This is a genomic window from Frigoribacterium sp. AP1 (assembly GCF_056680555.1).
On record NZ_CM155288.1, the window covers coordinates 1,373,259 to 1,398,408 of the forward strand.

Here is a 25,150-nt window from a genome sequence, read left to right on the forward strand (position 1 = left end):
CCTGCTCGTCCGTGCTCTGCTCGTCCGTGCTCCACGGGTTCGTGGCGTCGAGGGTACGCCGCACCACCGACGGTGGCCGGGCCTACCCTGGAAGCCCGCCCGCCGCTCGAGGAGGCCCGATGCGCGACGCCGCCCCACCCGCCCCCCGCACGATCTCGGCGGCGTACGCCCTGTGGATCGTCGTCGTCGTCCTGGGGGTCGTCGGTGCCGTCCTGTTGATGCTGTTCGGTGGGCCGGCCCGGGTGTCCACGTCCGGTGGGGCCTTGGCGGACCCGCGCGGGGCCGACATCGCCGGCGGGGTGTTCGCGATCGTGGTCGCCCTCGTGCAGCTGGCGGTCGTGCGGTCGATGCGCGACGGTCGCCGCTGGGCGCGCACCGTGCTGCTCGTGCTGACCATCCTGCAGGTGCTGGGCGGCGTGAGCGGGGCGAGCGGCGGCGGGGTGCTCGTGTGGGCGTCCGTCATCTGCGCGCTGATCGCCTGCCTGTTGATGCTCGTGCCGTCGTCGACGGCGTTCTTCGAGCGGCACACGCGCTAGGCGCACCGGCACCCCGCGACCTCGCGAGGAGGCGCGGGTCGTCAGGTCAGGAGGCGCGGGTCGTCATACCGAGCGGCCCCGACCCCGGGCGCGCAGCACGTCGACGACGACCGCGCCGACGACGGCCCCGGCACCGAGCAGGGCGAGCACGGTGCTCGACCGGACGAAGTCCGAGCGGCGACCGCGGGGCAGGCGCCCGGCGGCGAGGTCGTGCAGCAACTGGCCGGACGCCGCGAGGCAGGCCGACTCGGCCTCGGCGTCGTGCAGGGACCAGTCGGGCACCGACACGTCGCCGATCACGCTGACGTCACCGTCGTCGGCGTCGAACCAGACGTCGATCGGCGCCCGACGTGGGCCCGTGATCGTCAGCACACGCGACTGCCAGCCGGCACGACGGATCGCACCACCCGGCACCTCGTCGCCGACCCACGAGTGGACGACCCGCAGTCGCCCGCTCTCCTCCGCGGCGGCCAGGTCGAGCGCCCGTCGCAGCCGGTCGACGAACGGCGGACGCTCGGGTTCGGGCAACGAGATGGTCGGCAGGCCTCGGTACATGCCGACAGTGTGCCCCGCCCGCCTGGACGCCGCCGCACCCGCCGGCCCCCGCACCCGCCGTCGCCGCCGTCACCGTCGCCGCCGTCGGCGTCGGCGTCGGCGTCGCCGCCAGCCCGCCACGAAGTAAACATGCCGCCACGCAAAAAGGTGGCGGCATGTTCACTTCGTGGCGGCGAACGCAGGAGGCGCGGGCCGGCCGGCACCCGGCCCTTGCGGACCGACGCGGCCACGACCTACCGTGGCGGGGTACCCCGTCGCGAGAGCAGGCACCGGTGCGGCCGACACACCGGCCGGTCGACCGCCCTCGCGGGCACGGGGGCCCACCGCAGAGAAGGCAGAGCATTGCGTCTCATCACCGGTACTGCGCCCCTCGCGCAGCAGTCGCCCTCGCACTGACGCCACTCCCGTCCGCCCCGTGAACCGGGCGCCGCCTCGCTCGAGGCGCCGCGCCTCCGGCCGGGTCGCTCCCCCGCCGCAGCCGACCTCCGTCGCCGGCGAGGGACGGGTGGTCGTCGTGCTCCGACACCATCCACCGGGAGCCCTCGTGCCCATCATCACCGCACCCTCCATCGTCCTGTCCGACCTCTCGTTCTCCTGGCCCGACGGCTCGGGGGTGATCGACCACCTCTCGACCGCGTTCGGGCGTGGCCGCACCGGCCTCGTCGGCGCGAACGGCGCGGGCAAGTCCACGCTCGTCCGGCTCGTCACCGGCGACCTCGTCCCCACCGGCGGACGTCTCACGACCACCGGCGAGGTCGACCTGCTCCCGCAACGGCTGCGGTCCCGCGCCGACGACACCGTGGCCGACCTGCTGGGGGTCGGCCCGCGCCTCCTCGCCTTGCGGGCGATCCTCGCCGGCGACGCGACCGAACGGCAGTTCGAGCTGCTCGCCGACGACTGGGACGTCGAGTCGCGCGCCGCCGCGGCCCTCGCCGACGTCGGGCTGGGCCACCTCGACGGCGGTGCCAGCACCAGCACCGGCAGCACCGGCACCGTCCTCGACCGCCCGGTGTCGACGCTGTCCGGGGGGCAGGCCGTGCTCGTCGCGATCGCCGGCGTGCGCTTGCGGAGCCGGCCGATCGCCGTGCTCGACGAGCCCTCGAACGACCTCGACCGACGCTCGCGCGGCCTGCTGCTCGACGTCGTCGACCGCTGGCGCGGCACGCTCGTCGTCGTCAGCCACGACCGCGAGCTGCTCGAGCACGTCGACGAGATCGCCGAGCTGCGCGACGGTTCGATGACCGTGTTCGGCGGCACCTGGTCGGCCTACGAGCAGCAGCTCGCGGTGCTGCAGGCCGCGGCCGAGCGTGACGTCCGGGCCGCCGAGCAGGTGTTCAAGGCCGAGCGGAGGCAGCGCATCGAGGCCGAGACGACCATCGCGCGGCGGGCCAAGGCGGGAGCCAAGGCCGGCGAGTCGATGCCGAAGATCATGGCGAACCAGCTGCGCGGCCAGGCCGAGGCGACGGCGGGTTCGCTGCGCAGGGCACACGCGTCGTCCGAGCAGGAGGCGCGGGTCGCGGTCGACACCGCCGAGCGACGTCTGCGTCGTGACGACACGATCGTGGTCGACCTGCCGGACCCGGCGGTCCCGGCCTCCCGGCGCCTCGCCGAGCTGACGGTGCGGGGCCGCGCCGTGATCGTCCAGGGGGCGGAACGCGTCGCCGTCGTCGGTGACAACGGGTCGGGCAAGACGACGCTGCTCGAGCAACTCGTCGGTGCGCCCGGAGCCCGCCCTCATCCGCTGCCCGACACGCACGCCGTCGCGCTGACCGGTCGGGTCGCCCACCTCGGGCAGGAGAAGGACTCGCTCGACGACGGACTCACGGTGCTCGAGAACGTCCGGCGGGCTGCACCGGACGTTCCTCCGCGCGAGGTGCGCAACCGCCTCGCGCGGTTCCTCATCAGGGGAGACGTCGTGGACCGGCTCGCCGGGACCCTCTCGGGTGGCGAACGGTTCCGGGTCGCGCTGGCCGGACTGCTGCTCGCCGACCCGCCGCCCGAGCTGCTGGTGCTCGACGAGCCGACGAACGACCTCGACATGGCGAGCACCGACCACCTGCTCCAGGCGCTGCGCGGCTACCGCGGGGCACTCGTGATCGTCAGCCACGACGAGGCCTTCCTCGAGCGGCTCGGGCTCGACGCCCGGGTCGAGGTCCGCTGAGGCGGCGGCGGCGCCGGGCCGGGCGCCCGCCCGCCAGCCCGTCGCACGACGCCTGGAAGTGGTCACGACACCACGACTAGTCCTGGCGCTGTGTCCATCTCCTGGCGGGGAACGCAGGAGGCGCGGGTCGAGCCGCTGACACAGCTCGCCCCCGTCACATGCTTGGCACGGAGGCCCGCAGGCAGTTGACTGTGTCCACCCGCCCGGCCCGCACCGCCGGCACCCCACAGCACACCCGTTCCCGGAGGTCCCGCCTCATGTCCGTCCGTCCCGTCGCCCCGCCCCACGCCGCCGGCACCGCCCGGCCCGCACCCACCGGCCCCGCCCGCCTCGGGGACCGCTCGTCGTCCCGCCTCCGCCACCCGCGCCTCCTCGGGGTCGCCGGCGGCCTCGCCGGTCTCGCCCTGCTGGCCGGCTGCGCCAGCGCTCCCGCCGAGGGAGGCGGCACCACGTCCGCGGCCGGCGAGGACTGCGCCCGCATGGTGACGAACTCCGGCGGGCTCGACGACCGCTCGTTCAACCAGTCGAGCTGGGCCGGCCTGCAGAAGGCCGAGAAGGAGGACGGCATCCAGGCCCGCGTGCTCGTCTCGACGACCGAGAACGACCTGGCTCCGAACGTCGCGCAGGCCGTCGACTCGGGCTGCGGTTTCGTGCTGACGGTCGGCTACGAGCTCGCCCCCGCCACCGAAGAACAGGCGAAGGCCAACCCCGACATCGACTTCGCCATCGTCGACGAGACCGTCGAGGCCCCGAACGTCAAGCCGATCCTGTTCGACACGGCCCAGGCCTCGTACCTCGCGGGCTACCTCGCGGCGGGCGTCAGCAAGACGGGCAAGGTCGCGACCTTCGGCGGCGGCAACCAGCCCCCGGTCACCCTGTTCATGGACGGCTTCGCGGACGGCGTCGACGCCTACAACGCCGCGCACGGCACGAGCGTGCAGCTGCTCGGCTGGTCGAAGGAGGCGCAGGACGGCTCGTTCACCGGCGACTTCGAGGACGTCAACAAGGGCAAGCAGCTCGCCCAGGCGTTGATCGACCAGGGTGCCGACGTGATCATGCCGGTCGCCGGCCAGGTCGGCGAGGGAGCGGCGTCGGCCGCACTCGCCACGGGCGGCGTCGACGTGATCTGGGTCGACAACGACGGCTACGACACGTTGCCCGCCGAGTACCGGCCGATCGTGCTGACCAGCGTCATCAAGGACACCGAGAAGGCCGTCCAGCAGATCGCGGTCTCGTCGACAGACGACTCGTTCACCGACGAGCCCTACGTCGGCACGCTCGACAACGGTGGCGTCGGTCTCGCACCGTTCCACGACCTGGCGTCGTCGGTCAGCCCCGAGCTGTCGTCCGAGCTCGACGCCCTGCGCGACCAGATCGCCAGCGGAGCCGTCACGGTCACCTCGCCCAGCCAGCCGTAGCGGGGCCAGGGCTCCGTTCGGCACTCGGCCCTGCCCTGCCCTGCCGTGCCGCCGGGTGGGCGGAAGATGCTCCTCCGCGTGAGCCGAGCAGCACCTTCCGCCCACTCGCGGGACGGGACGAGGAGGCGCGGGTCAGGAAGCGACGGAGGTCGCGCCCCGGCCAGCAGCGGCCCGGGCGGCAGCGGTGCGCACGGCGGCGACGACGCGGTCGGTCGTCATGCCGCGCTCGCGCAACGCGTCGGCCGCGGGGGCCGACAGGCCGAACTCGTCGATGCCGACGATGACGCCGTCGGGGCCGGCGACGCCCTCCCACCCGAAGCTCGCGGCGGCCTCGACCACGACCCGGGCCGACGCCGCGCGGGGCAGCACCTGCTCGCGGTACTCGGCGGACTCGGCGTCGAACCACTCGCGGCAGGGCATCGACACGACGCGCACGGCGAGGTCGTCGATCTGTGCGACGGACTCGAGCACGAGGGCGACCTCGCTGCCCGTGGCGACGACGACCACGTCGGGCGTGCCGCCGTCAGCGCCGTCCTGCACGACGTAGGCCCCGCGGCGCACGCCCGCGAGCACCACGTCGGCCGGGGTCGCCGCGACCGGCAGCGGCTGGCGGGCCAGCACGAGACCGGCCGGGCCGTCCTTCTCGAGGATCGCCAGCCACGCCGCGGCGGTCTCGGCACCGTCGGCCGGGCGCACCACCGAGAACCCGGGCATCGCGCGCAGGCTCGCCAGGTGTTCGATCGGCTGGTGGGTCGGCCCGTCGGCGCCGAGGGCGACCGAGTCGTGCGACCAGAGGTAGGTGACGGGCAGTTGCATGAGCGCCGCCAGTCGGATCGCCGGACGCTGGTAGTCGCTGAACACGAGGAACGTCCCGGCGAAGAACCGCGAGCCCTCGATCAGCGCGATGCCGTTCATGGCCGAGGCCATCGCCCCCTCGCGCACGCCCCAGTGGACGTTGCGACCGGCGCGGCCGGTGCCGGGGGCCTCCTCGGGGAGGTACGACGCGCCTCCTGCGATCGCCGTGCGGTTGGGCTCGGCGAGGTCGGCCGAGCCGCCCCACAGCTCGGGCAGCGCCTCGGCGAGCGCCTGGATGACCTTGCCCGACGCGTCGCGGGTGGCGAGGGTGTCGCCGGGCGAGAAGACGGGGAGGCGCGACTCGAGGTCCGCGGGCAGGGTGCGCGACCGAGAGCGCCGCAGGTCGGCGGCGGCCTCGGGGTGGGCGGCCTCCCAGGCGTCGGCGGCGACCTGCCAGGCCTCGCGGGCGGCGCGGCCGCGCTCGAGCACGGACCGGGTGTGGGCGAGCACGGCGTCGTCGACGCTGAAGGGCTCGGAGTCGACGCCGAGCTCGACCCGGGTGGCGGCGACCTCGGCGGCTCCGAGCGGGGCGCCGTGCGAGGCCGAGGTGTTGCGGGCGTTCGGGGCGGGCCAGGCGATCTGCGACTTGAGCACGACGAGGTGGGGGCGGTCGCCGCGGCGGTCGGTGGTCGAGAGCACCTCGTCGAGGGCCTCGACGTCGACGTCGCCGTCCGAGGCGAGCCCGACGTGGTCGACGCGCCAGCCCTGCGCGGCGAACCGGGCACCGACGTTCTCGCTCGAGGTGAGGCTCGTGTCGCCCTCGATCTGGATGTCGTTGTCGTCGTAGATGACCGTGAGGTTGCCGAGGCGGTGCCGCCCGGCGAGCGCGCCGGCCTCGTACGAGAGGCCCTCCTGCAGGTCGCCGTCGGACGCGAGCACGAAGACCCGGCGGTCGAAGACGGACCCTCCGGGGGCGGCGTCGGGGTCGGCGACGGCACGCTCGTGCAGCATCGCCATCGCCATGCCGACGGCCGTGGCGAGGCCCTGCCCGAGCGGTCCGGTCGTGGTCTCGACGCCGGGGGTGTGACCGAGCTCGGGGTGGCCGGGAGTGCGCGACCCGAACGACCGGAACGACCGGAGGTCGTCGAGCGACACGTCGTAGCCGGTGAGGAAGAGCTGCGTGTAGAGCAGGACGCTCGCGTGCCCGCAGCTCAGCACGAACCGGTCGCGTCCGGCCCAGTCGGGTGCCTGCGGGTCGTGCCGCAGGTGCTTCTGGAAGAGGAGGTGCGCGACGGGGGCCAGCGCGGCCGCCGTCCCCGGGTGGCCGGACCCGGCACGCTCGACGGCGTCGAGGGCGAGCAGGCGGGCGGTGGTGACGGCGGCGTGGTCGAGGTCGTGGGTCACGTGTGGAGCTCCGGTTCGGGGTGGGGCGGGCTGGTCTCCGACGACCGTAGCGTGAGTCATCAGGACGTCATGATGAATCAAGACGACTGTCGAGTTGCATGCCTGCCGCCTGCGACGTACCCTCGTCGAAGTCATCATGACGACTTGACGACCTGATGACTCGACGATGTGTCGACTCCGGTCGAGCACCACCCACTTCGGCACCACCCACTTCGGCACCACCCACTTCAGCAACGGCGCGGAGGCACCAGATGAGCACCACGAGCGGCACGAGCAAGTACGTGGCCGTGCGCGAGCACCTGCTGTCCCGCATCCAGAAGCTCGAGCCCGGCTCGCAGCTGCCCGCCGAGCCCGTGCTCTGCGACGAGTACGGTGTCAGCCGCATCACGCTGCGGCACGCCGTCGACGGCCTGATCGCCGACGGCCACCTGGTGCGCGAGCACGGCCGGGGCACCTTCGTCACCGAGCCGCAGTACCGCCTGCACTACCGGGAGCGTTTCGCCGACGAGGTCAAGGGCTTCCACGCGCAGCAGACGGGCGAGGGCTTCGCGGTCAGCACGCGCGTGCTCGGCCAGGAGGTCGTCCGGGCCGGCGAGACCGTGGCGAGCCACCTCGACATCAACTCGGCCGACGAGGTCGTCGAGCTCACCCGCCTGCGCTTCGTCAACGGCTCGCTGCACCACCTCGTCGTGACCTGGCTGCCGTTCGCGCTGTTCCCCGAGACGGCGACCGTCGACTTCACCGACGGCTCGCTCTACGGGCACCTCGACCGCGAACACGGCGTCACGCTCGCCCGGCAGGACCTGCTCGTCTCGCTCGACGGCGCGAGCACCCTGCACGCCGACGAGCTCGACGTCCCCCTCGGGACGACCCTGCTGAAGATCGCCTCGACCGTGTTCGACGGCGACGAGCGGGCCGTCGCCTACGGCACCAGCCACTTCACCCCGCAGAACAGCGAGATCTTCTTCGGCCTGCACGGCTGACCGACCGGGCGCTCCTCGTCCGCCGAGCCGCGCCTCCTGAACCCCGCCGACCACCGCGACCGACGCCCGTCCCGACGCCGACGTCACCGACCCCCACCAGGAACGACAGTGCTGACCGACCTCCTCACCCCCGAGACCATCCTCTTCGCCGACCGCGTCGACGGCTGGCGCGACGCCGTCGAACGCGTCGCGCAGCCGCTGCTCGACAGCGGCGCCATCAGCAGCCACTACGTCACGGCGATGACCGACTCGATCGCCGCGGGCGGCACCTACATCGACCTCGGCTTCGGCATCGCCCTCGCGCACAGCCGGCCCGAGAACGGCGTCGAGCGCACCGGGCTGTCGAGCCTGCGCGTCGGCGAGACGGTGCTGCTGAACGACGAGCCCGCGCACCCGATCGACCTCTTCTTCTGCCTCGCCGCGACCGACCCGCAGAGCCACCTCGACACGATGATGGCCCTCGCCACCCTGCTCTCCGACGAGACGCTCCGCGCCGAGCTGCTCGCCTCCTCCACCCCCGCCGACACCCTGGCGGTCCTCACCAAGATCGGACAGAACGCATGAAATTCCTCGCCGTCTGCAGCTCGGGCCTCGGTTCGAGCTTCATGGTCCACATGAACATCGAGAAGGTCCTCAAGGAGCAGGGCATCACCGGGGTCGACGTCGACCACGCCGACCTCGGCTCGGTCGGCCCGGGTGCCGCCGACGTGATCTTCGTCGGCGCCGACCTCGCCGACTCGGTCGGCGGCCTCGGCGACGTCGTGGTGCTCGACAGCATCATCGACCTGGCCGAGCTGCGCACCAAGGTGCGCGAGACCGCGATCCGCAAGGGCGTGACCGTGCCCGACGCCGAGGCCAACTGATGGAGGGCGTGCTCTCCGTCCTGCTGGACGTCTTCCGCCAGCCCGCGATCATCGTCGCGCTGATCTCGCTCGTCGGCCTGCTGCTGCAGCGCAAGGCGTTCAGCGACGTGCTCAAGGGCACCGTGCGCACCCTCGTCGGGTTCCTGGTGCTGGCCGCCGGTGTCGGCGTGGTCGTCGCCTCGCTCGACCCGTTCGGCGCCATGTTCCAGGAGGCGTTCAACGTCCAGGGCGTCGTGCCGAACAACGAGGCCATCGTCGGCCAGGTGCTGCTCGACTACGGCTCGGCCGCCGCGCTGATCTTCTTCTTCGGGTTCATCGTCAACGTGCTGCTGGCCGCGACGACGCACTTCAAGTACATCTACCTCTCGGGTCACGTCGCCTTCTACATGGCCGCGATGATCGCCGTGATCCTCGGCGTCGCCGGGTTCCCGGTCTGGGGCGTCGTGCTCTGGGGTGCGCTGCTGCAGGGTCTCGTCACGACACTGTCGCCCGCCATCGTGCAGCCGTTCATGCGCAAGGTCACCGGCTCGAACGACGTCGCCCTCGGGCACACCGGCGGCGCCGGCGTCGCGCTGAGCGGCCTGGTCGCCACCCTGACCCGGGGCAAGGGGACGCCGTCGAAGTCGACCGAGGACATCACGTTCCCGAAGGGGCTGGGCTTCCTCCGCGACACCACGGTGATCGTGGCGCTGTCGATGGCCGTGATCTACGTGATCGTCGCGCTGTTCGCCGGGGCCTCGTTCGTCGAGACCGAGCTGAGCGACGGCCAGAACTACATCGTCTACGTCGTGATGCAGGCCGCCACCTTCTCGGCGGGCGTCTTCGTGATCCTCGCCGGCGTGCGCGTCGTGCTGGCCGAGATCGTGCCCGCGTTCAAGGGCATCAGCGAGCGCCTCGTCAAGAACGCGATCCCCGCGCTCGACGTGCCGATCACGTTCACGTTCGCCCCGAACGCCGTGCTGATCGGGTTCCTCGCGAGCTTCGTCGGCGGCATCGTCGGCATGTCGGTGATGATCTTCGCCGGCACCGCCATCGTGATCCCGGGCGTCGTCGCGCACTTCATGACCGGAGCCGCCTCGGGCGTCATCGGCAACGCCGCGGGTGGTCGACGCGGTGCCGTGCTCGGTGCCTTCGCCAACGGTCTCGCGATCACCTTCCTGCCGCTGTTCCTGCTGCCGGTGCTCGGCGACATCGGACTGTCGAACTCGACCTTCTCCGACTCGGACTACGGCGTGGTCGGCATCCTGTTCGGCCAGATCAGCCTGGCCGGCGGTCAGATCGCCGTGATCGTCGCGATCCTCGCGTCGCTCGTGCTGGTGTACGCGTCGAGCCTGTTCGTCCGGGCCCGTGCCCGCCGCGCCGGCGGCCGCGACGGCGGCAGCGACGGCTCGGGCGATGCGGCGACGGACGCCGACGGCACGCGCGTCGGTGAGACCGCCACGGCTCGCTAGGTCTGTCGACCTCCCCCGCAGGAACGGGCGGGTCCGGTGGGACCGGGCGTCTTCGGACGCCCGCCTCCCCCCCCGGACCCGCCCGTTTCCGCACGTCCGGGCCGTCCGTCGATCACGATCACCGCGCCTCCTCGCCCCGACTGCTCGGTCGAGTGGTCCGAGATCGTCCTTCCCGGCGGGGTGGAGGACGATCCGGGACCACTCGACGGGAGCGTCAGGGCGTCAGGCCTCGAGGTGTGCGTGGTCCGGCACAGGTGCTGCCGATGATCGACGGCGCGACACCCTGAGGCCGCCCGGAGCCCGTCGACGAGATGTCACGACGTGCCGAGATGAGACGCGGCTGCGGGCTCGGTGCGGTCCGGTCGGCGATGGATCAGCAGGGCGCCTACGGCTGAACCGGGTCGCTCCACGACGGGAACGGCGCATACTCGCCCGGCACCGACTCCTCAGGGAAGTCCGCCGGGTCACGATCAGCGATCGCAGAGACCAACTCGCCCGAGTCGTTCGTCCAGAAGACCTCGCTGTACACGTTCACCGTGTACTGCCCGTTGGGCCTCACCGTGTAGGTGACCCACCAGCCGTCACCGGTGTCGGCCCTCGCCTCGTGGTTCCGCCCGATCTCGCTGCTGACCGACTCCCAACCCTTCTCGTCGAAGTACTCGATCATCGGGTCGAGATCGGCTCGAGCGCCCGTCGCGCCCTCGAGCTCGACGTTGCGGCTGGCCCGGAAGTAGTAGCTGTTCTCCTCGGTGGCGCCCTCGGGCGCCTCGCCGAACGCATTCGCCCCACCCGGCACGGGGAGTACGTCCCCGCCGATCCAGATCCACGGCCCGTCCGAGATCTGCAGCTGCGCCTCCTCGAGCACGCCCTGCATCTCCACGTACCGCTCGGACGCCGAACCGAACTCGTCCTCCAACGACAACTCGGCCACCTGGGCCTGCGTCATCCCCGCCACGTCCTGTGCATCCTGCCCCGCCACGTCGTCTCCGTTCTCCGCGCTCGACGCGCACCCTGTCGTCACGAGCACCAGGATCGTCGCCACGAGAGCAGCGACGTGGTGCAGGCGATGGTTCATGACTTCGTTCATCAGTCCGGTCTTCCGTTGGCCACGATCTGCGAGATGGTCTTGAGGGATGTAGAGCCCGCCGAGAGGTAGCCCTTGTCGTCAGGGTCGGCATCTGCATACATGTCGTGCATGGTCACGGCCTCGGTGCCCTGTCCGTCCTCGGCCGAGAATACGTGCACCCCGTCGACATCCAGGGGATTCGTCCGGGTATCCGAGCCGAGGAACAGACCGAGGGGCGCGAGGCCGTCGCCGGCGGCGAGAGTCGCGTAGACCTCGTCGGCGTGGAGGTCGTCGACCGTCGCCTCGTTCGTCAGCCCGACGGAGCCGTACGAGATGAACGAGTCCACGCGATGCTGGGTCAGCAGCAGCGCCTCCGACGACGTCGTCGAACCGTACGAGTGCGCCATCACGGTGACGGAGTCTGCGGGGTGGTCGGCCCGAGCGTCGTGCACACCGTCCAGGAACGATGCGAGCTCGGCGGCCCCGGAGTTCGCGCGTGCGGGCGATACCACCTCGACCGGGTTCGGCGAGTTGTAGCCCATCCACGAGACCACGGCATGAGAACCGTCGGCGTCTTCTTCGGCTGCGGCTCGTACCAGCTCATCCGCCGACTTGATGGCAGTGTTCATCTCGCCCACGTTCGAGTTCATCCCCGGCACGTTGACGGTGACGCTCGAGGCCGTATCGAGGTTCCCGAGTGAGATGGCGGCGACCACAGCACCATCGTGCATGCCGAAGCCGACGAGCTGAGCCTTCTGATTGCCTTCGCCACCGGGCAGATATCTTGCGCGATCTTCCGCCTGGCCCACCGCCTCCGTCAGAGCGGCCACATCCGCCTTGAATCCGTCGAGTCCCCGGTTCCGATCGCCGCCCAACCCCATCAGCTGATACACCTTCTCCGGGTACAAGACCGCGGCGTGGAGGAGAGCGCGTGACGCGACGTCGCGTTTTGCCGCCGGGATGCCGTCGAGGTTCGCGAAGAGATACTTCGTCGCGAGCGGCAGGCCGAGGATGTAGGTGTCCGATTGCGGCAGTTCGGCGTAGGCCTCTGCGACCTCCGCTGGGGTGAGGCCGGGCTGCAGCAGCTTGGTCAACTCCGGCGACGCCGCGGTGACCGCCACGCCGTCGAGCCGGACGTCCGCGAGCGTCCCGCTCCCCGCCGTCTCGAACGCCGCCGCGATGCCTTCGATCCAGGTCGCATCGGCCGCGTTCTCGGTCATCAGCGCATCGAGGCCCGTGATCGCCGTCGACGACTCGATCGGCACCCACGAGCACGACGACGTGAAACCCGCCCAGGCGTTCTTCACCTGGATGACGTGCTGGGCCGTGCTGAGGTCGGCCGCCCGGCTGGCACCGACGAACGTCCTCAGAGCGTCCGGGTCGGCCGACGACGTGCCGCCCGATCCGCCGCGGCTGGTGCGGGTACGCGTCCGTGCGGTGAACGACGCCGAGAGGGGCTTCGGCTTCACCGGGACGTCGCTCGGCCGGGGATCCGTCAGCCCGGCGACGAACGCCGACGAATCGTCCCAGAAGCCTCCCGCGGCCCGCTGCTGCTCGCGCGCCGCCTCCCGGGCGGTCCAGCTGTCGACGTCGAGCAGGCGTTGCCGCTCCTTCTCGGCATCGCTCTTGGCCTCCCCCACCGCACCGCTCAAGTCCGACAGCACCCCCGCGAGCGTCTGCATGTCCTCCGACCGCACCGTGCTGCCCTCGGTGAACAGGGTCGCGTAGGCACCCGCGAAGTCGAGCACCGCCGACTCGACCTGCACCCGGTTCGCCATCGCCTGCGTCCTGAGACCGCTCGACGCCCCATCCGCGGCAGCGATCAACGCGTCAGCCACCCCGTAGTCGAACTCGATCGTCGTCATGCCCACCACACCCCCGTGCGAACCAACTGGTCTGTTCAGAGGAAGCTAGCATCCTCCTGTCCGTGGACCCTGGCCCCTGGTGCCCCGGGGTCGAGCAGCCACTCGTGGGCCGCCGCGACGAGTGCGTCCATGCCGTTCGTCAGGGTCGGCTCGACGACCGGCGCGTAGAGCGGCGAGTGGTTCGAGGGCAGCCGTCCGACGATGCGGGCGAGATCCGCGGGCGAGGCGGCCTCGGCGAACGACGCGGGGTCGGCACCCCCGAGCAGCCAGAAGCTGCACGGGGCACCGGCCGCGGTGGCGAGGATGCCGATGTCCTCGCTGCCCGTCACCGGCCCGGGAGAGATGACCTGCTGCTCGCCGAAACGACGCACCAAGGAGGCGCGGGTGCGGTCCGCCGCGGACGGATCGTTCACGACGGCCGGGAAGCTCTCGTAGTGCTCGACCGTGGGCGGCTGCGGTGCGCCGGCCGCCGCGGCCTCGCCCTCGGCTATGCGCGAGACGGCGGCGAGCGCCCGTTCACGGACGTGCTCGTCGAACGACCGCATGCTGATCAGGATCTCGGCGGTGTCGGGGATCACGTTGTTCTTGGTGCCCGCGTGGATCGAGCCGACCGTGATGACGAGCCGGTCAGCGGCAGCGGTCTCGCGCGAGACGATCGTCTGCACTCTCAGCACCGCGGCCGCGGCCATGACGATCGGGTCCACCGTCGTGTCGGGGCGCGACCCGTGCCCACCGCGACCGTGGAAGGTGATGCGGATGCCGTCCTGCGCGGCGAAGGCGGGGCCGGACTGCAGGGCGACGAAACCGGCCGGGAACGGCGCGACGTGCTGGCCGAGGACGACGTCGGGAGTGGGGATGCGGTCGAACAGCCCGTCGGCCACGAGCGCGCGGGCGCCGGCACCGAGCTCTTCGGCGGGCTGGAAGAGCACCTCGAGGGTGCCCGACCAGGTGTCGCCGGTCGCCAGTCGGCGGGCGGCACCGACGAGGCAGGTCACGTGCACGTCGTGACCGCAGGCGTGCATCACCGGCACGTCGCGCCCGTCGGGGTCGGTGCCTCGGGCCGTGCTGGCGTAGTCCAGGCCGGTGGCCTCGGCGACGGGCAGTCCGTCCATGTCGGCCCGCAGCAGCACGGTCGGGCCGTCCCCGCGGCGCAGGACGCCGACCACACCCGTGCCCCCGACGCCGGTGTGCACCTCGAAGCCGAGGGCGGTGAGCTCGGCCGCGACGATGGCGGCCGTCGCGTCCTCGTGGAACGACAACTCGGGGTGTCGGTGCAGGTGCCGGTACAACTCGCCGAGCGGTGCGCCCACGGCGGGCGGCCAGGCGTCGTCGGGGAGGGGGCGCGGCTGGTCGGTGCCGGTCGAGGTCATGAGGTGCTCCTCTGGTGGTGCGTGGGTGGTTCGTCGTCACGACGCTACCCACCACCCCCGTCACTCGCCACGTGGCCGCCGCCCTCTCGCTGCCCATGGTGACGGCCGACCCGGCCTACGCTCGAGGGGTGATCGAGACGCCCGACGACCTCATCCCGCTCGTCGACCGGTGGGTCGAGGGCTGGGCGCTCTCGCGCGGTGCCGCGCGTCGCCGCGACGGAGACGCCTGGCGGGTCGAGGTGGCGGCCGCGACCCGGTCGCTCGAACGCATCGTGGCGCAGCCGACGCCGGCCGAACTCACCCGCCTCGTCGACGAGACGACCACGACCGACGTCTGGCTCTCGGTGGTCGGCCCCCTCGACGACGTCGCCCGCCAGACCCTGGCCCGGCTCGACGCCGTGACGCACGCCGAGCGCATGATGACGGCCCCCGTGTCGGCGACGCCGCTGCCCCTGGAGGTGATCGTCGACGACGACGACCAGGTCGTGCACATGCGGGTCGAGGTCGACGGCGTCGTCGCCGCCCGTGGTCAGGCGGCGGTGGTCGGCGAGCACGTCGTCTTCGACCGCATCTCGACCGAACCCGACTTCCGGAGGCGCGGGCTGGGTCGCCGGGTCATGGCCGGTCTCGAGCACGGGGCCGCCGCCCGAGGAGCGACGACGGGTCTGCTCTTCGCGAGCGTCGCCGGTCGCCGCCTCTACCAGAGCCTCGGCTGGCGCGAGGTCGCCGAGCTGGGTACGTGGCGGGGCCGCGGCCTCCCGTGGTGACGACCCGCGCCTCCTGGTGGCACCGAGGTGACACGACCCGCCGCTCACCTCCGTCGTCGAGCGGCACGTCGTGACATCTCGCGGCGGCGCGGGCGGTCACCTGCCACGATGACCTCGTGACCGAGCGCGCACCCGACCCCGGCGGCCGACCTGCCCGTGGCCCGGCCCGCAGTCCGAGCCGCGTCCGCGAGGTGCTGTCCGCGTTCTCGGTGCTCGGGGTGACGTCTTTCGGAGGTCCGATCGCACACCTCGGGTACTTCCGGGCCGAGGTCGTGACGCGTCGGCGCTGGTTGGGCGACGGAGCGTACGGCGACCTGGTCGCACTCGCACAGTTCCTGCCGGGTCCGGCGTCGAGCCAGGTCGGGTTCGGGCTCGGCCTGCTGCGGGCGGGCCCGGTCGGGGCGCTCGTCGCCTTCGTCACGTTCACACTGCCGTCTGCGCTGATCATGTTCGCCGTGGCGACCGGTGTCGGCCTGCTCGACGGCGTCGTCGGATCGGCGATCGTCGCGGGGCTGAAGATCGGCGCGGTCGCGATCGTGGCACATGCCGTCATGGGCATGTGCCGGACCCTCGCCCCGGATCGGGCGCGCGCGAGCATCGCGGTCGCCGCCGCCGTCCTCGCGCTGACTCTGACCGGACCGGCCGGACAGCTGTCGGCGATCGCGCTGGGGGTGCTGGCCGGGTTCGTCTTCTGTCGGACGGCCGGGCCGACGGTCGGAACGGCGTCGGCCTCCCCGCCCGACCACGCCGAGCCCCTCCGGTTCCCCGTGACGCGGTCCGCCGGCGTCACCTGCCTCGCGGTGTTCGCCACCCTGCTGGTCGGCCTCCCCGTCCTGGCTGCCGCGACCGGTTCCGGCACGGTCGCGCTCGTCGACGTCTTCTACCGCGCCGGAGCACTAGTCTTCGGCGGTGGCCACGTCGTCCTGCCCCTGTTGCACGCCGCCCTGGTCGAGCCGGGCCTGGTCGATGACGACACCTTCTTGACCGGTTATGCCGCCGCCCAGGCCGTCCCGGGCCCGCTCTTCACCTTCGCGACCTACCTCGGCGCCGTGGCCGACATCGGACCAGGAGGCGCGCTCGGGGCTGCGCTCGCGACCGTCGCGATCTTCGCGCCGGGGCTCCTGCTGCTGGTCGGGGTGCTGCCGTTCTGGAACGCCCTCGGCGACCGCGCGTCGGTCCGAGCGCTGATGCGCGGAGCGAACGCCGCGGTCGTCGGCCTGCTCGCCGCCGCGCTCTACGACCCGGTCGTCACGACGGCGATCACCGGTGCGGGGCCGTTCTGCCTCGCCCTCGTCTGCTTCGTGCTGCTGGTCGCGTGGCGGACTCCGCCGTGGGCCGTCGTCGCGGTGGCGGCGGCCGGAGGCCTCCTGCTCGCAGTGCTGCCCGGCTGACCCGGCCCGGCCTCGCCCGGCGAGGCACCCGCGCCCCACCGGAACCCCGTGTTCTGCTTGGGGGCATGCCGTTCGACCAGAGCCTCGTCCCGTGGATCATCGCCGCCGTCCTGCTCGTCGCCCTGATCGTCGTCGCCGTCGTGCTGCGCGCCCGGGCCAAGCGTGCCCTGGCCGCCGCGACGGCCGCCGCCGCCGAGCAGGCCCGTGCCGCCCGCGAGCAGCACGAGGCCCTCGCCGCGGCCCACGACGCCGCCCTCGCCCAGGCCGCCGCCGACCACGCCCGCGAGCGCGACACCCTGGGTGCCGAGCGCCAGGCCGCCCTCACCGAGGCGAAGCAGGCCCGCGACCTCGTCGCCGCCGGCCTCAAGTGGGAGGCCACCTCGCGCGACGACATCGCCGACGCCTGCCGTCAGCTGGGCGTGGACGCCGTGCTGCTGACCAACGTGGTCTTCGTGCCCGTGGCGACCAGCGCCTCCTCGCGGTTCGTCGCGCAGGTCGACCACGTCCTGCTCGGCGAGACCGGCGTGATGGTGATCGAGAACAAGGGCTGGAACGGCATCGTCTTCGACGGCCTGACCCCGAGCAGCGTGTTCCCGGCGTTCGCGGGCCTGTTCGACGAGAGCACGATGACGCCGCCGTTCGCGCTGCAGGTCGTGAAGGACTCCCCGACCGTGCTCACCGTGCGGACCCACCTCGGGCGGGAGGCCCCTGCCTCGCAGGTGCGGCGGCAGGCGCAGCGGTTGTCCGACCGGGTGCAGGGCGAGACCGGCGTCCGGCTCTGGTTCGACACCTGCGTGTTCTACTCGCACCGCGACGCGACGGTCTTCGCGACCGAGCGCGACGCCACCGACGGAGGCGCGGCCACGGCGATCGTGTCGCACCGGTCCCAGCTCGCGGGCGTCGTCCGCGAACTGACCTCGCGTCCGACGAAGAAGCTGTCCCGTGCCCGGGTCGACGACCTGGCCCGGCTGTTCGCATCGTACGGCGCCGACGTGCTGCGCTTCGGCGCGTACGCCCAGGAGGCGCGGGGTGCGTCGGCTCCGGAGGCCGCGGAAGCGCAGGAGGCGCGGGTCGCGTCAGCGCCGGAGGCCGCGGACGCCCAGGAGGCGCGGGTCGCGTCGGCGCCGAAGGCCCCGGACGTGCAGCTGCCCGACCCGACCGAGTGAGTTCGGCGAGACGTCACGACGTGCCGCTCATCTCGGGAGGTGAGCGGCCACTCGTGACATCTCGACGCTCCGTCACCGGATGACGGGGTCGCCGCCCGACCCCGGGCCCTCGCCGAGCCCGTCAAGGTCGACGGCGCCCTCCCAGTCGCCCGCGTGCCGACAGGCCGCGGCCCCCGACAGACTCGCGAGCCGCAGGCGCCCGGTCAGCACCTCGCCGCGGGCCCACCCCGCGAGGTAGCCCCCGACGAACGCGTCCCCGGCGCCGACGGTGTCGACCACGTCGATCTCGTGCGCGACGACCGAGGCCCGGTCGCCACCGTCGACCGCGAACGCGCCGGCCGCTCCCGCCGTGACCACGACGTGCTGGTGGCCCGCCCCGACCAACGCGTCGGCGGCGAGCTCGGCCTGCTCGAGGCCTGACGCCCGGGTGTCGAACTCGAACGAGGACCCGACGAGGAACGGCACCTCGTCGACGCTCGCGACGACGAGGTCGGCCGCCTCAGCGAGCTCGCGGTGTGCCTCGGCGGCGGGCCGGTCGCCCCACAGTCGGGGCCGGTGGTTGACGTCGAACGCGACGAGGGCGCCGGCCGCGCGGGCCCGGGTGACGAGATGCCGGACGGCCTCGGCGGCCGAGTCCGAGAGGCAGCCGGTGATGCCGGTGACGTGCACGAGGGTGCCGGGGGCGAGGTCGAGGTCGAGCGCGTCGACGTCCGCGGCGGTGAGGGCGCTACCCGCGCTGCCGGCGCGGTGGTACGAGACGGCGGTGCGGCCGTCGGTGCGGACGTCCTTGACGAGCAGGCCGGTGGGGCGGTCGGGGTCGACGACCGTGCGGACGGTCACGCCCTCGGCCCGCAGCTCGCGGACGATGCGGCGGGCGAGCGAGTCGGCGGCCACCCGGCCGGCCCAGACGACCGGGACACCCAGGTGGGCGAGGGTCATGGCGACGTTGGCCTCGGCGCCGCCCGTGCCGACGGCCACCTGCTCGGCCCGCCAGAGCTGCTCGTCGGGTCCCGACCGGAAGACGGCGAGGCCTTCGCCCACGGTGACGACGCGCTCGAACGAGCCCCGGGCGCGGCCCTGGCCCTGGCCCTGGAACCCGCTCACGCCGTCACCTCGTCGCGGAACGCCCGGGCACGGTCGGTGACCAGGTCGAAGCGGCCGGCGGCGACGGCGTCGCGCGGGGTGATCCAGCTCGTGCTGATCGAGTGCACGGCGTCCCCGCGATAGGACGCGGCCTCGGCGAGGCCCACCCCTCCGCTCGGCACGAACCGGAGGTCGGGGAACGGTCCGGCGAGCGCCGAGATCGCCGCAGCGCCACCGAGCTGGGCCGCGGGAAAGAACTTCTGCACCGTGAACCCCGCCGCGCGTGCCCGCATCACCTCGGTGGCCGTGGCCACGCCCGGGACGTGCGGCACCCCGAGCGCGCGGCACCGGTCGGCGACCGACTCGTCGAGCCCGGGGCTGACGACGAACGTCGCCCCGGCCTCGACGGACGCGTCGACCTGCTCGGCCGACAGTGCCGTGCCGCACCCGACGACGAAGTCGGGCACCCCCGCCATGGCCCGGAGCGCCTCGATCGCGCCCGGGGTGCGGAGGGTCACCTCGGCGCACGGCACGCCACCCGCGACGAGGGCGCGGGCGAGCGGGACGGCCTGCCCCGGGTCGTCGATCACGACCACGGGCAGCACATGGATCTCGGAGAGGCGGCTGAGGACGTCGACGGCGCTCATGCCACCACCCAACCATCGCCCGCCCCCACCACACAACGACCCGGGCGTCGCCTGGGGACGACGCCTCGCCCCCAGGAGGCGCGGTGCGCGTCGTGCCCACACCGCGCCTCCTCGGGTCCTCGGTTCCGTCGGCCGCACCCTGTAGCGTCGGGGGGACGACGAGGCAAGACGACACCTGTGGTCGACGGACGATCCAGGGGCGAGGGGATCGGCATGGGACGCGTGACGGAGGGTGCCGAGGCGGTCGGGCGAGCACTCAACACGGCCCTGCGGCGCGTCCCCCTCGAGAAGGTGCCGCTGTTCCGGCAGTCGTTCATCGCCCTGCTCATCGTGCTGGCCGCGGCGCTCAGTGCGACCCTGCCCTGGCTGATCGTCACCGACGCCGTCACGATGTGGCTCGGCGTCGCGGTGGCCGTCGCCGCGCTGGCCTTCGCCGCCCTGATGGCCCGGCACGCCGAGCTGCGCCGGTGGGAGATGCTCGTCCCCGCCGCCGACTTCGTGGCCGTGGGCCTGTTGCGCTACGGCACGGGCGACCAGCGATCGGTCTTCCTGCCGATCGTGCTGCTGGCGGTCATCTGGGTCGCGTCCTGGCCCGGCCGGCGCAACGTCGTGCTGCCCCTGGTCGGCACGAGTGTCACCTTGCTGCTGCCGTACCTGTTCACGTCCGAGGGTCGTGGCCCCAGCGAACTGATCCGCCTGGCGTTCGCCCTCATCGTCTACGCGACGGTCGCCGCGGCGGTCAACGAGCTGGCCCGGCAGGCGAAGGCGCGCCTCGAGCGGGCGCGGGCCCAGCAGCACGCCGTCGAGCGCGAACTGAACCGGGCGGCCGTGGTACAGCAGTCGCTGCTTCCCCCGGACGCCTCGACCCTGCCCGACGCCTTCGCGGTGTTCGGGGCCTGCGTGCCGGCCCGCGAGGTCGGCGGCGACTTCTTCGACTGGTACCCGACCTCGTCCGGCATCGCCGTGACCGTCGGCGACGTGATGGGCAAGGGCGTCGGCGCGGGCATGATCGCGGCCGCGGTGCGCTCGGTGATCCGCAGCAGCGTCGACGACGGCGACCCGGCCGAGGCCTTCCACCGCGCCTCCGTGGGGTTGACGACGAGCGCGTACGACACCGAGACGCAGTTCACGACCTCGTTCCACGCCCGCATCGACGCCGACGGCGGCGTGCTCTGGGCCGACGCGGGGCACGGGCTGGCGTTCATCCGACGCGCGGCGGGCGGCGTCGACCGTCTCAACTCGGCCGACCTGCCGATCGGCGTGGGCACCGCCTGGCATCGGCACCGCTCGCAGCTCGACGAGGGCGACGTGTTCGTCTGCGTCAGCGACGGCGTGCTCGACCTGTTCCCGGTCGAGCTCGAGGCGCTGCACGACCTCGAGCAGCTGCTCGCCGCGACGCCCGAGCCGGCCCGCATCGTCGAGGTCGTCGAGGGGTTGGCCCGCGAGCGCGAGCGCAGCGACGACGTGACGGTCGTCGCCACGACGCTCGTGCCGACGTCGGTGCCGGCGCGCCCCTGACGCCGGGCCGCCCCGCCCGGCACCTCGCCCTTCCGTCACACCGCACACCGCCACACCGCCACACCGCCACACCGCCACGCCGCCACGCCGCCACGCCGCCACGCCGCCACGAAGTGAACATCCCGCCACCTTTTCCCGTGGCGGCATGTTTACTTCGTGGCGGGTTGGTCGGCGGGCTGGCCGGCGGGCGGGCAGGCTGGCTGGCTGGCTGGCTGGCGCAGCGTCCGAACCGACTGGATAGGGTTCGGTCATGTTATGGATATCCGTCGTCGGGGTGTCGGCCGGAGTCTGGTGCCTGGTCGCGCCGCCCCGGGCCATGTTGTTCGGCTCGCGCTGGCAGGTGCGTGACGGCGACCGGGCCGAGCCGAGCGACCTCCTGGTCAGGTACACGCGGGTCTCGGGCGTGATCCTGATCATGCTCTCGATCGGCTTAGGGTTCTGGGGCTTCACCGCGCAGCGACAAGCGGAGGCGCGCGAGTCGTTGCAGGACGCCTGGGACATCGGCGTCTTCTCGTCCTACAGCGACCTGCAGATCGACCTCGACCCCGATGTCGAGCAGACCACGAGCGTGGCCGGCGTGATGTCGCGATCCACAGGTGAGCAGCAGGGGCTGCCGGTGTGGCAGGCGAAGGTCGTCGGGCGTGACGACCTCGGTGAACTGGGCGGAGACCTGGCCGACGGTGACATCGTCGTCGCCGTGCGGCAGGGCAGCTGTCAGCCCGGGACGGTCTTCGTCGAAGAGGGTGCCGACGAGGTCTCGGTGGCGGTGACGGGCGTCTCGACCATCCGCTTCCAGGGTGCGCCGTTGCGCTGCGGTACGTCGAACCCGCTGACGAAGCCCGACGCGGACGAACTCCGCATCGTGCACGTGCCCCTGTCGGCGCCACTCGGCGACCGCGAGCTCGTGCTGCCCGACCCGCCGGCGCGCGACTGACCGGCCGCGCCGCGCCTCCTCACCCTCGGACCGCCTCCACGCCGCCACGAAGTACACATCCCGCCACCTTTTCCCGTGGCGGGATGTGTACTTCGTGGCGGGGTGGCAGGTCGGCGCGTCAGCAGGTCGGCAGCGCTACTGCCGACGCCTGCTCGCGACGAGCGCGACGACCAGCCCCGTGATGACGGTGGCGCCGACGGCGTTCGTGACGCGCGCCCGGCGGCGGTAGCGCTGGTGGGCCTGGTCCGTGGCCTCCATCGCGGCGATCGTGACGGTCTCGGCGACGTCGCGCACGGTCTTCTCGGCCCGGTCGGCGATCACCTCGGCGCGGTCGACCAGGTCGTGGGCCGACGACCCGGCCCGGTCGGTGACGTCGCGCACCACGGTCTCGGCCCGGCCCGCGAGGTCGTGCAGCGCACCCCGGGCGACGGGCGGCACGACGTCGGAGGTGTCGATGAGTTCACGGGCCCGTCGTGCGGCGCGGGTGACGAAGTCGTCGGGGTCGGTGGTGCTCATGGTCGGCTCTCTCCGTTCGCCCGCGCACGGGTGCGACGGGTCCCCGCCATCGTGCTCCCCTCCGGATGATGAGGGTGCGCCCGACGCCACCGCGCCAGGAGGTGGTCACGACGCCAGCCCTTGTCCTGGCGCCGTGCCCACAACCTGGCGTCATGCCATTTTCTGGCGCCCAGCAGCGACGCGGCAGGCCCCGAGGAGGCGCGGGTCGCGTCCCCGCGGACGCCCCGCCCCCAGCGCACCGCGCCAGGAAGTGGGCACAGCGCCAGCCCTCGTCCTGGCGCTGTGTCCACATCCTGGCGTCATGCGCCCCGGCACCCGCGCAATCGCCGCACCGCGCCGCACCCGATGCGCACCCCGCCGCACCCCGCCGCCGTCGAGCGCGCAGACTGGCCTCTGACCCCCGACGGAACGAGCCACTCCCCCATGACCACCACCGTCCTCCTCGCCGGCGCGACCGGCGACCTCGGCCGGCGCATCTCCCGCGAGCTGCTCCACGACACCACGGCCGACGTGCACCTGCGCGTCCTGACCCGCCCCGGCAGCACCGGCGCGACCACCCTGTTCGGTGACGACGACCGGGTCGAGGTGACCAGCGCCTCCTACACGGACGTGCCCGCCCTGACCGAGGCCGCCCGTGGCGCCGACGTCGTCGTGTCGGCCGTGAGCGGCGTCCGCCCGGTGATCGTCGACGCGCAGCGTGCACTGCTGACGGCAGCCGTCGCGGCGGGGGTGCCGCGGTTCGTGCCGTCGGACTACTCGGCCGACTACCGCGCCATCCCGCCGGGCAGCAACCGCAACTTCGAGCTGCGGCGTGAGTTCGCGGCCGACGTCGACGCGGCTCCGATCCGGGCGACATCCGTGCTGAACGGCATGTTCACCGACCTGCTGACCGGGGACGCGCCGATGGTCCTGTTCGACCGGAAGCGGGTGCTGTTCTGGTCGTCGGCCGACCAGGTGCTCGACTTCACGACGAAGGACGACGTCGCCCACGTCGTCGCCCGCGTCGCGCTCGACCCCGAGGCTCCCCGAGTCGTCGAGGTCGCCGGGGACCGGGTCACCGCGCGCCAGGTCGCCCGCACGATGAGCGAGCTCACCGGCACGCCGTTCAAGCCGCAGTGGGCCGGCACGACCGGCACCCTCTCGGCGATGGCGGCCGTCATGCGTCGCACGTCGAAGGGCGACGACACCTTCCCCGCCTGGCAGGGCATGCAGTACTTCGTCAACATGTTCAGCGGCGACGCGCAGCTGCGCCACGTCGACAACGACCGCTACGGCCCCGCGCGCTGGACGACCGTGCGCGACGTCCTCGCGACGCGGACCGGCGCCACGTCGGGGTCCCCGGCGTCGACGTCCGCCTGACGGGGACGAGGAGGCACGGGTCGCCCACCAGGGACGGCACCCGCGCCTGCCGTGGCCCCGAGAAAACGGTGGCCCCTCCCCCCGACGGGTAGGGCCACCGTTCATCGCCGGTCGGGGTGAGCGACGGCGGACTACCACGGTAGGCAGCTCCTCCCCCGGCCCACCATCCGATGGACGCGGGGTCCCGGCCGATTCACGCGACGATGTCCTCGCGACACCCGTCCGGGTCTGTAGGGTCGGCGCATGCATGCGGCTGGTCCTGAGGTCTTCGCGGCCCATCGTGTCGCGACGTGCCACGGCGCCGACGACGCCCGTCGTGTGCTCGGCGAGGCCTTCCTGCCCGTCGAGTTCCCGGAGGCGAGCGCATCCGCCCCCCTCGGCCTGCAGCTCAACGCCGTGAGAACGGGACGGCTGACCATGGGCTTCATGAGGTTCGACCGGGCCGTCCGCATCCGGACGTCAGAGCCCGACAACTACCACGTCGACATCCCGACGGCGGGTCGAGCTGCCCTGTGCGCGGCCGGCGGGCGACGAGTCGACGCGACGCAGCGGTCGGGCGGCGTCTTCATGCCAGGCCGACCTGTCGACCTCGACTGCGGCGACGGCTTCGCGCAGATCGCGCTGATGATCCCCCGAGCCGAGCTGCAGCGCGAACTCGAGGACCTGCTCGAGTCGACCTCCGTCGCCCCGCTCGAATTCGACCCGGCGCTCGACCTGACGGCGGGTGGGCAGGTCGTCCTGCAGGCCGTCCGGGTCGTCGACGAGGCCTCCCGACGGACCGACGGTGTCCTGCAGCACCCCCTCGCCGTCCGCGCCCTCGAGCGGGCGCTCGTCCACGCCCTGCTCTTCTCCCAGGGCCACAACCACTCCGAGGCGCTGCACGCTCCCGTGCCGCAGTCGGGCGGTCGGGCGGTCTTCCGCGCGATCGAGCTGCTGCGCGCCGATCCGGCCCACGACTGGAGCGTGGCCGACCTGGCGGTGGCGACCGCCACGAGCGTCCGCAGCCTGCAAGAGGGCTTCCGTCGCACCCTCGACACGACACCGACGGCCTACCTGCGACGGCTGCGTCTGGAGCGGGTGCGCGACGACCTGGTCGCCGCGGGACCCGGGCGGTCGAGCGTCACCGACGTCTCGGCGCGCTGGGGGTTCACGCACCACGGCCGCTTCGCCGCGGCCTACGCCGACCGGTTCGGCGAGCGCCCCTCCGACACGCTGCGCGCCTCGTCCGGCCGTTGAGCCGTGGCCGAGAATCAGGGGCCACGGGGCGGCGGCCGTGCGGCGGGCACGCTCCGCCGCCCGCAC

General features: G+C 72.9%; 22 protein-coding genes. 14 read left to right on the top strand and 8 right to left on the bottom strand.

What is annotated here, in order from left to right; all coding sequences use genetic code 11:
- Window positions 1–119 precede the first annotated feature (119 nt).
- Entirely contained in the window at window positions 120–536 is a 417-nt protein-coding gene (locus tag AC1MBW_RS06560) for a hypothetical protein (protein WP_480025885.1), read from the top strand.
- 63 nt (window positions 537–599) lie between these two features.
- Here the strand turns inward: AC1MBW_RS06560 and AC1MBW_RS06565 are convergent, their stop codons facing one another.
- Window positions 600–1,091 carry a hypothetical protein gene (locus AC1MBW_RS06565; protein ID WP_480025886.1) on the bottom strand — a complete coding sequence of 164 codons (492 nt, stop codon included), beginning with the start codon at window positions 1,089–1,091 and terminating at the stop codon, window positions 600–602.
- Window positions 1,092–1,635: 544 nt separating this feature from the next.
- Between AC1MBW_RS06565 and AC1MBW_RS06570 the strand changes: the two genes are divergently transcribed.
- Window positions 1,636–3,252 carry an ATP-binding cassette domain-containing protein gene (locus tag AC1MBW_RS06570; RefSeq protein ID WP_480025887.1) on the top strand — a complete coding sequence of 539 codons (1,617 nt, stop codon included), beginning with the start codon at window positions 1,636–1,638 and terminating at the stop codon, window positions 3,250–3,252.
- 257 nt (window positions 3,253–3,509) lie between these two features.
- Entirely contained in the window at window positions 3,510–4,670 is a 1,161-nt protein-coding gene (locus tag AC1MBW_RS06575; protein ID WP_480025888.1) for a BMP family lipoprotein, read from the top strand.
- A 132-nt stretch (window positions 4,671–4,802) separates the two neighbouring features.
- Here AC1MBW_RS06575 and tkt read toward each other — a convergent pair whose 3' ends face one another.
- Window positions 4,803–6,869: a transketolase gene (tkt, locus tag AC1MBW_RS06580; RefSeq protein WP_480025889.1), complete on the bottom strand. Its 2,067-nt coding sequence runs from the start codon at window positions 6,867–6,869 to the stop codon at window positions 4,803–4,805.
- Window positions 6,870–7,120: 251 nt separating this feature from the next.
- Here tkt and AC1MBW_RS06585 point away from each other — a divergent pair, with 251 nt between their 5' ends.
- The 4 genes from AC1MBW_RS06585 (at window position 7,121) to AC1MBW_RS06600 (ending at window position 10,166) form a co-directional block, all read left to right on the top strand.
- Window positions 7,121–7,852 (top strand): GntR family transcriptional regulator, encoded by a 732-nt coding sequence (locus AC1MBW_RS06585; protein WP_480025890.1) that lies wholly within the window; start codon window positions 7,121–7,123, stop codon window positions 7,850–7,852.
- Between the two features lie 108 nt (window positions 7,853–7,960).
- A complete protein-coding gene (locus tag AC1MBW_RS06590; RefSeq protein WP_480025891.1) occupies window positions 7,961–8,416 on the top strand; it encodes a PTS sugar transporter subunit IIA in 456 nt (151 codons plus the stop codon).
- Entirely contained in the window at window positions 8,413–8,715 is a 303-nt protein-coding gene (locus AC1MBW_RS06595) for a PTS sugar transporter subunit IIB (RefSeq protein ID WP_054145253.1), read from the top strand. The genes AC1MBW_RS06590 and AC1MBW_RS06595 overlap by 4 nt, the downstream gene beginning before the upstream one ends.
- Complete coding sequence (locus AC1MBW_RS06600) at window positions 8,715–10,166, top strand: PTS ascorbate transporter subunit IIC (RefSeq protein WP_480025892.1); 1,452 nt, start codon at window positions 8,715–8,717, stop codon at window positions 10,164–10,166. Before AC1MBW_RS06595 ends, AC1MBW_RS06600 begins: the two co-directional genes overlap by 1 nt.
- Window positions 10,167–10,551: 385 nt before the next feature.
- Here the strand turns inward: AC1MBW_RS06600 and AC1MBW_RS06605 are convergent, their stop codons facing one another.
- Genes AC1MBW_RS06605 through AC1MBW_RS06615 form a run of 3 tightly spaced genes read right to left on the bottom strand, consistent with a single transcriptional unit; the run spans window position 10,552 to window position 14,467 of the window.
- Window positions 10,552–11,241 (bottom strand): hypothetical protein, encoded by a 690-nt coding sequence (locus tag AC1MBW_RS06605; protein WP_480025893.1) that lies wholly within the window; start codon window positions 11,239–11,241, stop codon window positions 10,552–10,554.
- Between the two features lie 11 nt (window positions 11,242–11,252).
- Entirely contained in the window at window positions 11,253–13,097 is a 1,845-nt protein-coding gene (locus tag AC1MBW_RS06610; RefSeq protein ID WP_480025894.1) for an alpha/beta hydrolase, read from the bottom strand.
- Between the two features lie 35 nt (window positions 13,098–13,132).
- Window positions 13,133–14,467: an amidohydrolase gene (locus AC1MBW_RS06615; RefSeq protein ID WP_480025895.1), complete on the bottom strand. Its 1,335-nt coding sequence runs from the start codon at window positions 14,465–14,467 to the stop codon at window positions 13,133–13,135.
- A 71-nt stretch (window positions 14,468–14,538) separates the two neighbouring features.
- Here AC1MBW_RS06615 and AC1MBW_RS06620 point away from each other — a divergent pair, with 71 nt between their 5' ends.
- The 3 genes from AC1MBW_RS06620 to AC1MBW_RS06630 all read left to right on the top strand — a co-directional run bounded on the left by AC1MBW_RS06620 (window position 14,539) and on the right by AC1MBW_RS06630 (window position 17,791).
- Window positions 14,539–15,234, top strand: a complete 696-nt coding sequence (locus tag AC1MBW_RS06620; protein ID WP_480025896.1) for a GNAT family N-acetyltransferase — start codon at window positions 14,539–14,541, stop codon at window positions 15,232–15,234.
- A 191-nt stretch (window positions 15,235–15,425) separates the two neighbouring features.
- Window positions 15,426–16,625, top strand: a complete 1,200-nt coding sequence (gene chrA, locus AC1MBW_RS06625; protein WP_480026083.1) for a chromate efflux transporter — start codon at window positions 15,426–15,428, stop codon at window positions 16,623–16,625.
- 65 nt (window positions 16,626–16,690) lie between these two features.
- Window positions 16,691–17,791: a nuclease-related domain-containing protein gene (locus AC1MBW_RS06630; protein WP_480025897.1), complete on the top strand. Its 1,101-nt coding sequence runs from the start codon at window positions 16,691–16,693 to the stop codon at window positions 17,789–17,791.
- A gap of 72 nt (window positions 17,792–17,863) precedes the next feature.
- Here AC1MBW_RS06630 and AC1MBW_RS06635 read toward each other — a convergent pair whose 3' ends face one another.
- Both AC1MBW_RS06635 and AC1MBW_RS06640 read right to left on the bottom strand, forming a co-directional pair.
- A complete protein-coding gene (locus tag AC1MBW_RS06635; protein ID WP_480025898.1) occupies window positions 17,864–18,895 on the bottom strand; it encodes a sugar kinase in 1,032 nt (343 codons plus the stop codon).
- Complete coding sequence (locus AC1MBW_RS06640; RefSeq protein ID WP_480025899.1) at window positions 18,892–19,521, bottom strand: bifunctional 4-hydroxy-2-oxoglutarate aldolase/2-dehydro-3-deoxy-phosphogluconate aldolase; 630 nt, start codon at window positions 19,519–19,521, stop codon at window positions 18,892–18,894. Before AC1MBW_RS06640 ends, AC1MBW_RS06635 begins: the two co-directional genes overlap by 4 nt.
- Before the next feature lie 213 nt (window positions 19,522–19,734).
- On the opposite strand from AC1MBW_RS06640, the gene AC1MBW_RS06645 reads away from it, so the two are divergent.
- Both AC1MBW_RS06645 and AC1MBW_RS06650 read left to right on the top strand, forming a co-directional pair.
- On the top strand, window positions 19,735–21,039 hold the full coding sequence (locus AC1MBW_RS06645) for a PP2C family protein-serine/threonine phosphatase (RefSeq protein ID WP_480025900.1): 1,305 nt from the start codon (window positions 19,735–19,737) through the stop codon (window positions 21,037–21,039).
- 250 nt (window positions 21,040–21,289) lie between these two features.
- Window positions 21,290–21,973 (top strand): DUF6199 family natural product biosynthesis protein, encoded by a 684-nt coding sequence (locus tag AC1MBW_RS06650; protein WP_480025901.1) that lies wholly within the window; start codon window positions 21,290–21,292, stop codon window positions 21,971–21,973.
- Between the two features lie 135 nt (window positions 21,974–22,108).
- Here the strand turns inward: AC1MBW_RS06650 and AC1MBW_RS06655 are convergent, their stop codons facing one another.
- Window positions 22,109–22,489 carry a hypothetical protein gene (locus AC1MBW_RS06655; RefSeq protein WP_054145244.1) on the bottom strand — a complete coding sequence of 127 codons (381 nt, stop codon included), beginning with the start codon at window positions 22,487–22,489 and terminating at the stop codon, window positions 22,109–22,111.
- A gap of 423 nt (window positions 22,490–22,912) precedes the next feature.
- Between AC1MBW_RS06655 and AC1MBW_RS06660 the strand changes: the two genes are divergently transcribed.
- Both AC1MBW_RS06660 and AC1MBW_RS06665 read left to right on the top strand, forming a co-directional pair.
- Window positions 22,913–23,848: an NmrA family NAD(P)-binding protein gene (locus AC1MBW_RS06660; RefSeq protein WP_480025902.1), complete on the top strand. Its 936-nt coding sequence runs from the start codon at window positions 22,913–22,915 to the stop codon at window positions 23,846–23,848.
- Window positions 23,849–24,091: 243 nt separating this feature from the next.
- Window positions 24,092–25,084 carry an AraC family transcriptional regulator gene (locus AC1MBW_RS06665; RefSeq protein ID WP_480025903.1) on the top strand — a complete coding sequence of 331 codons (993 nt, stop codon included), beginning with the start codon at window positions 24,092–24,094 and terminating at the stop codon, window positions 25,082–25,084.
- Window positions 25,085–25,150 lie beyond the last annotated feature (66 nt).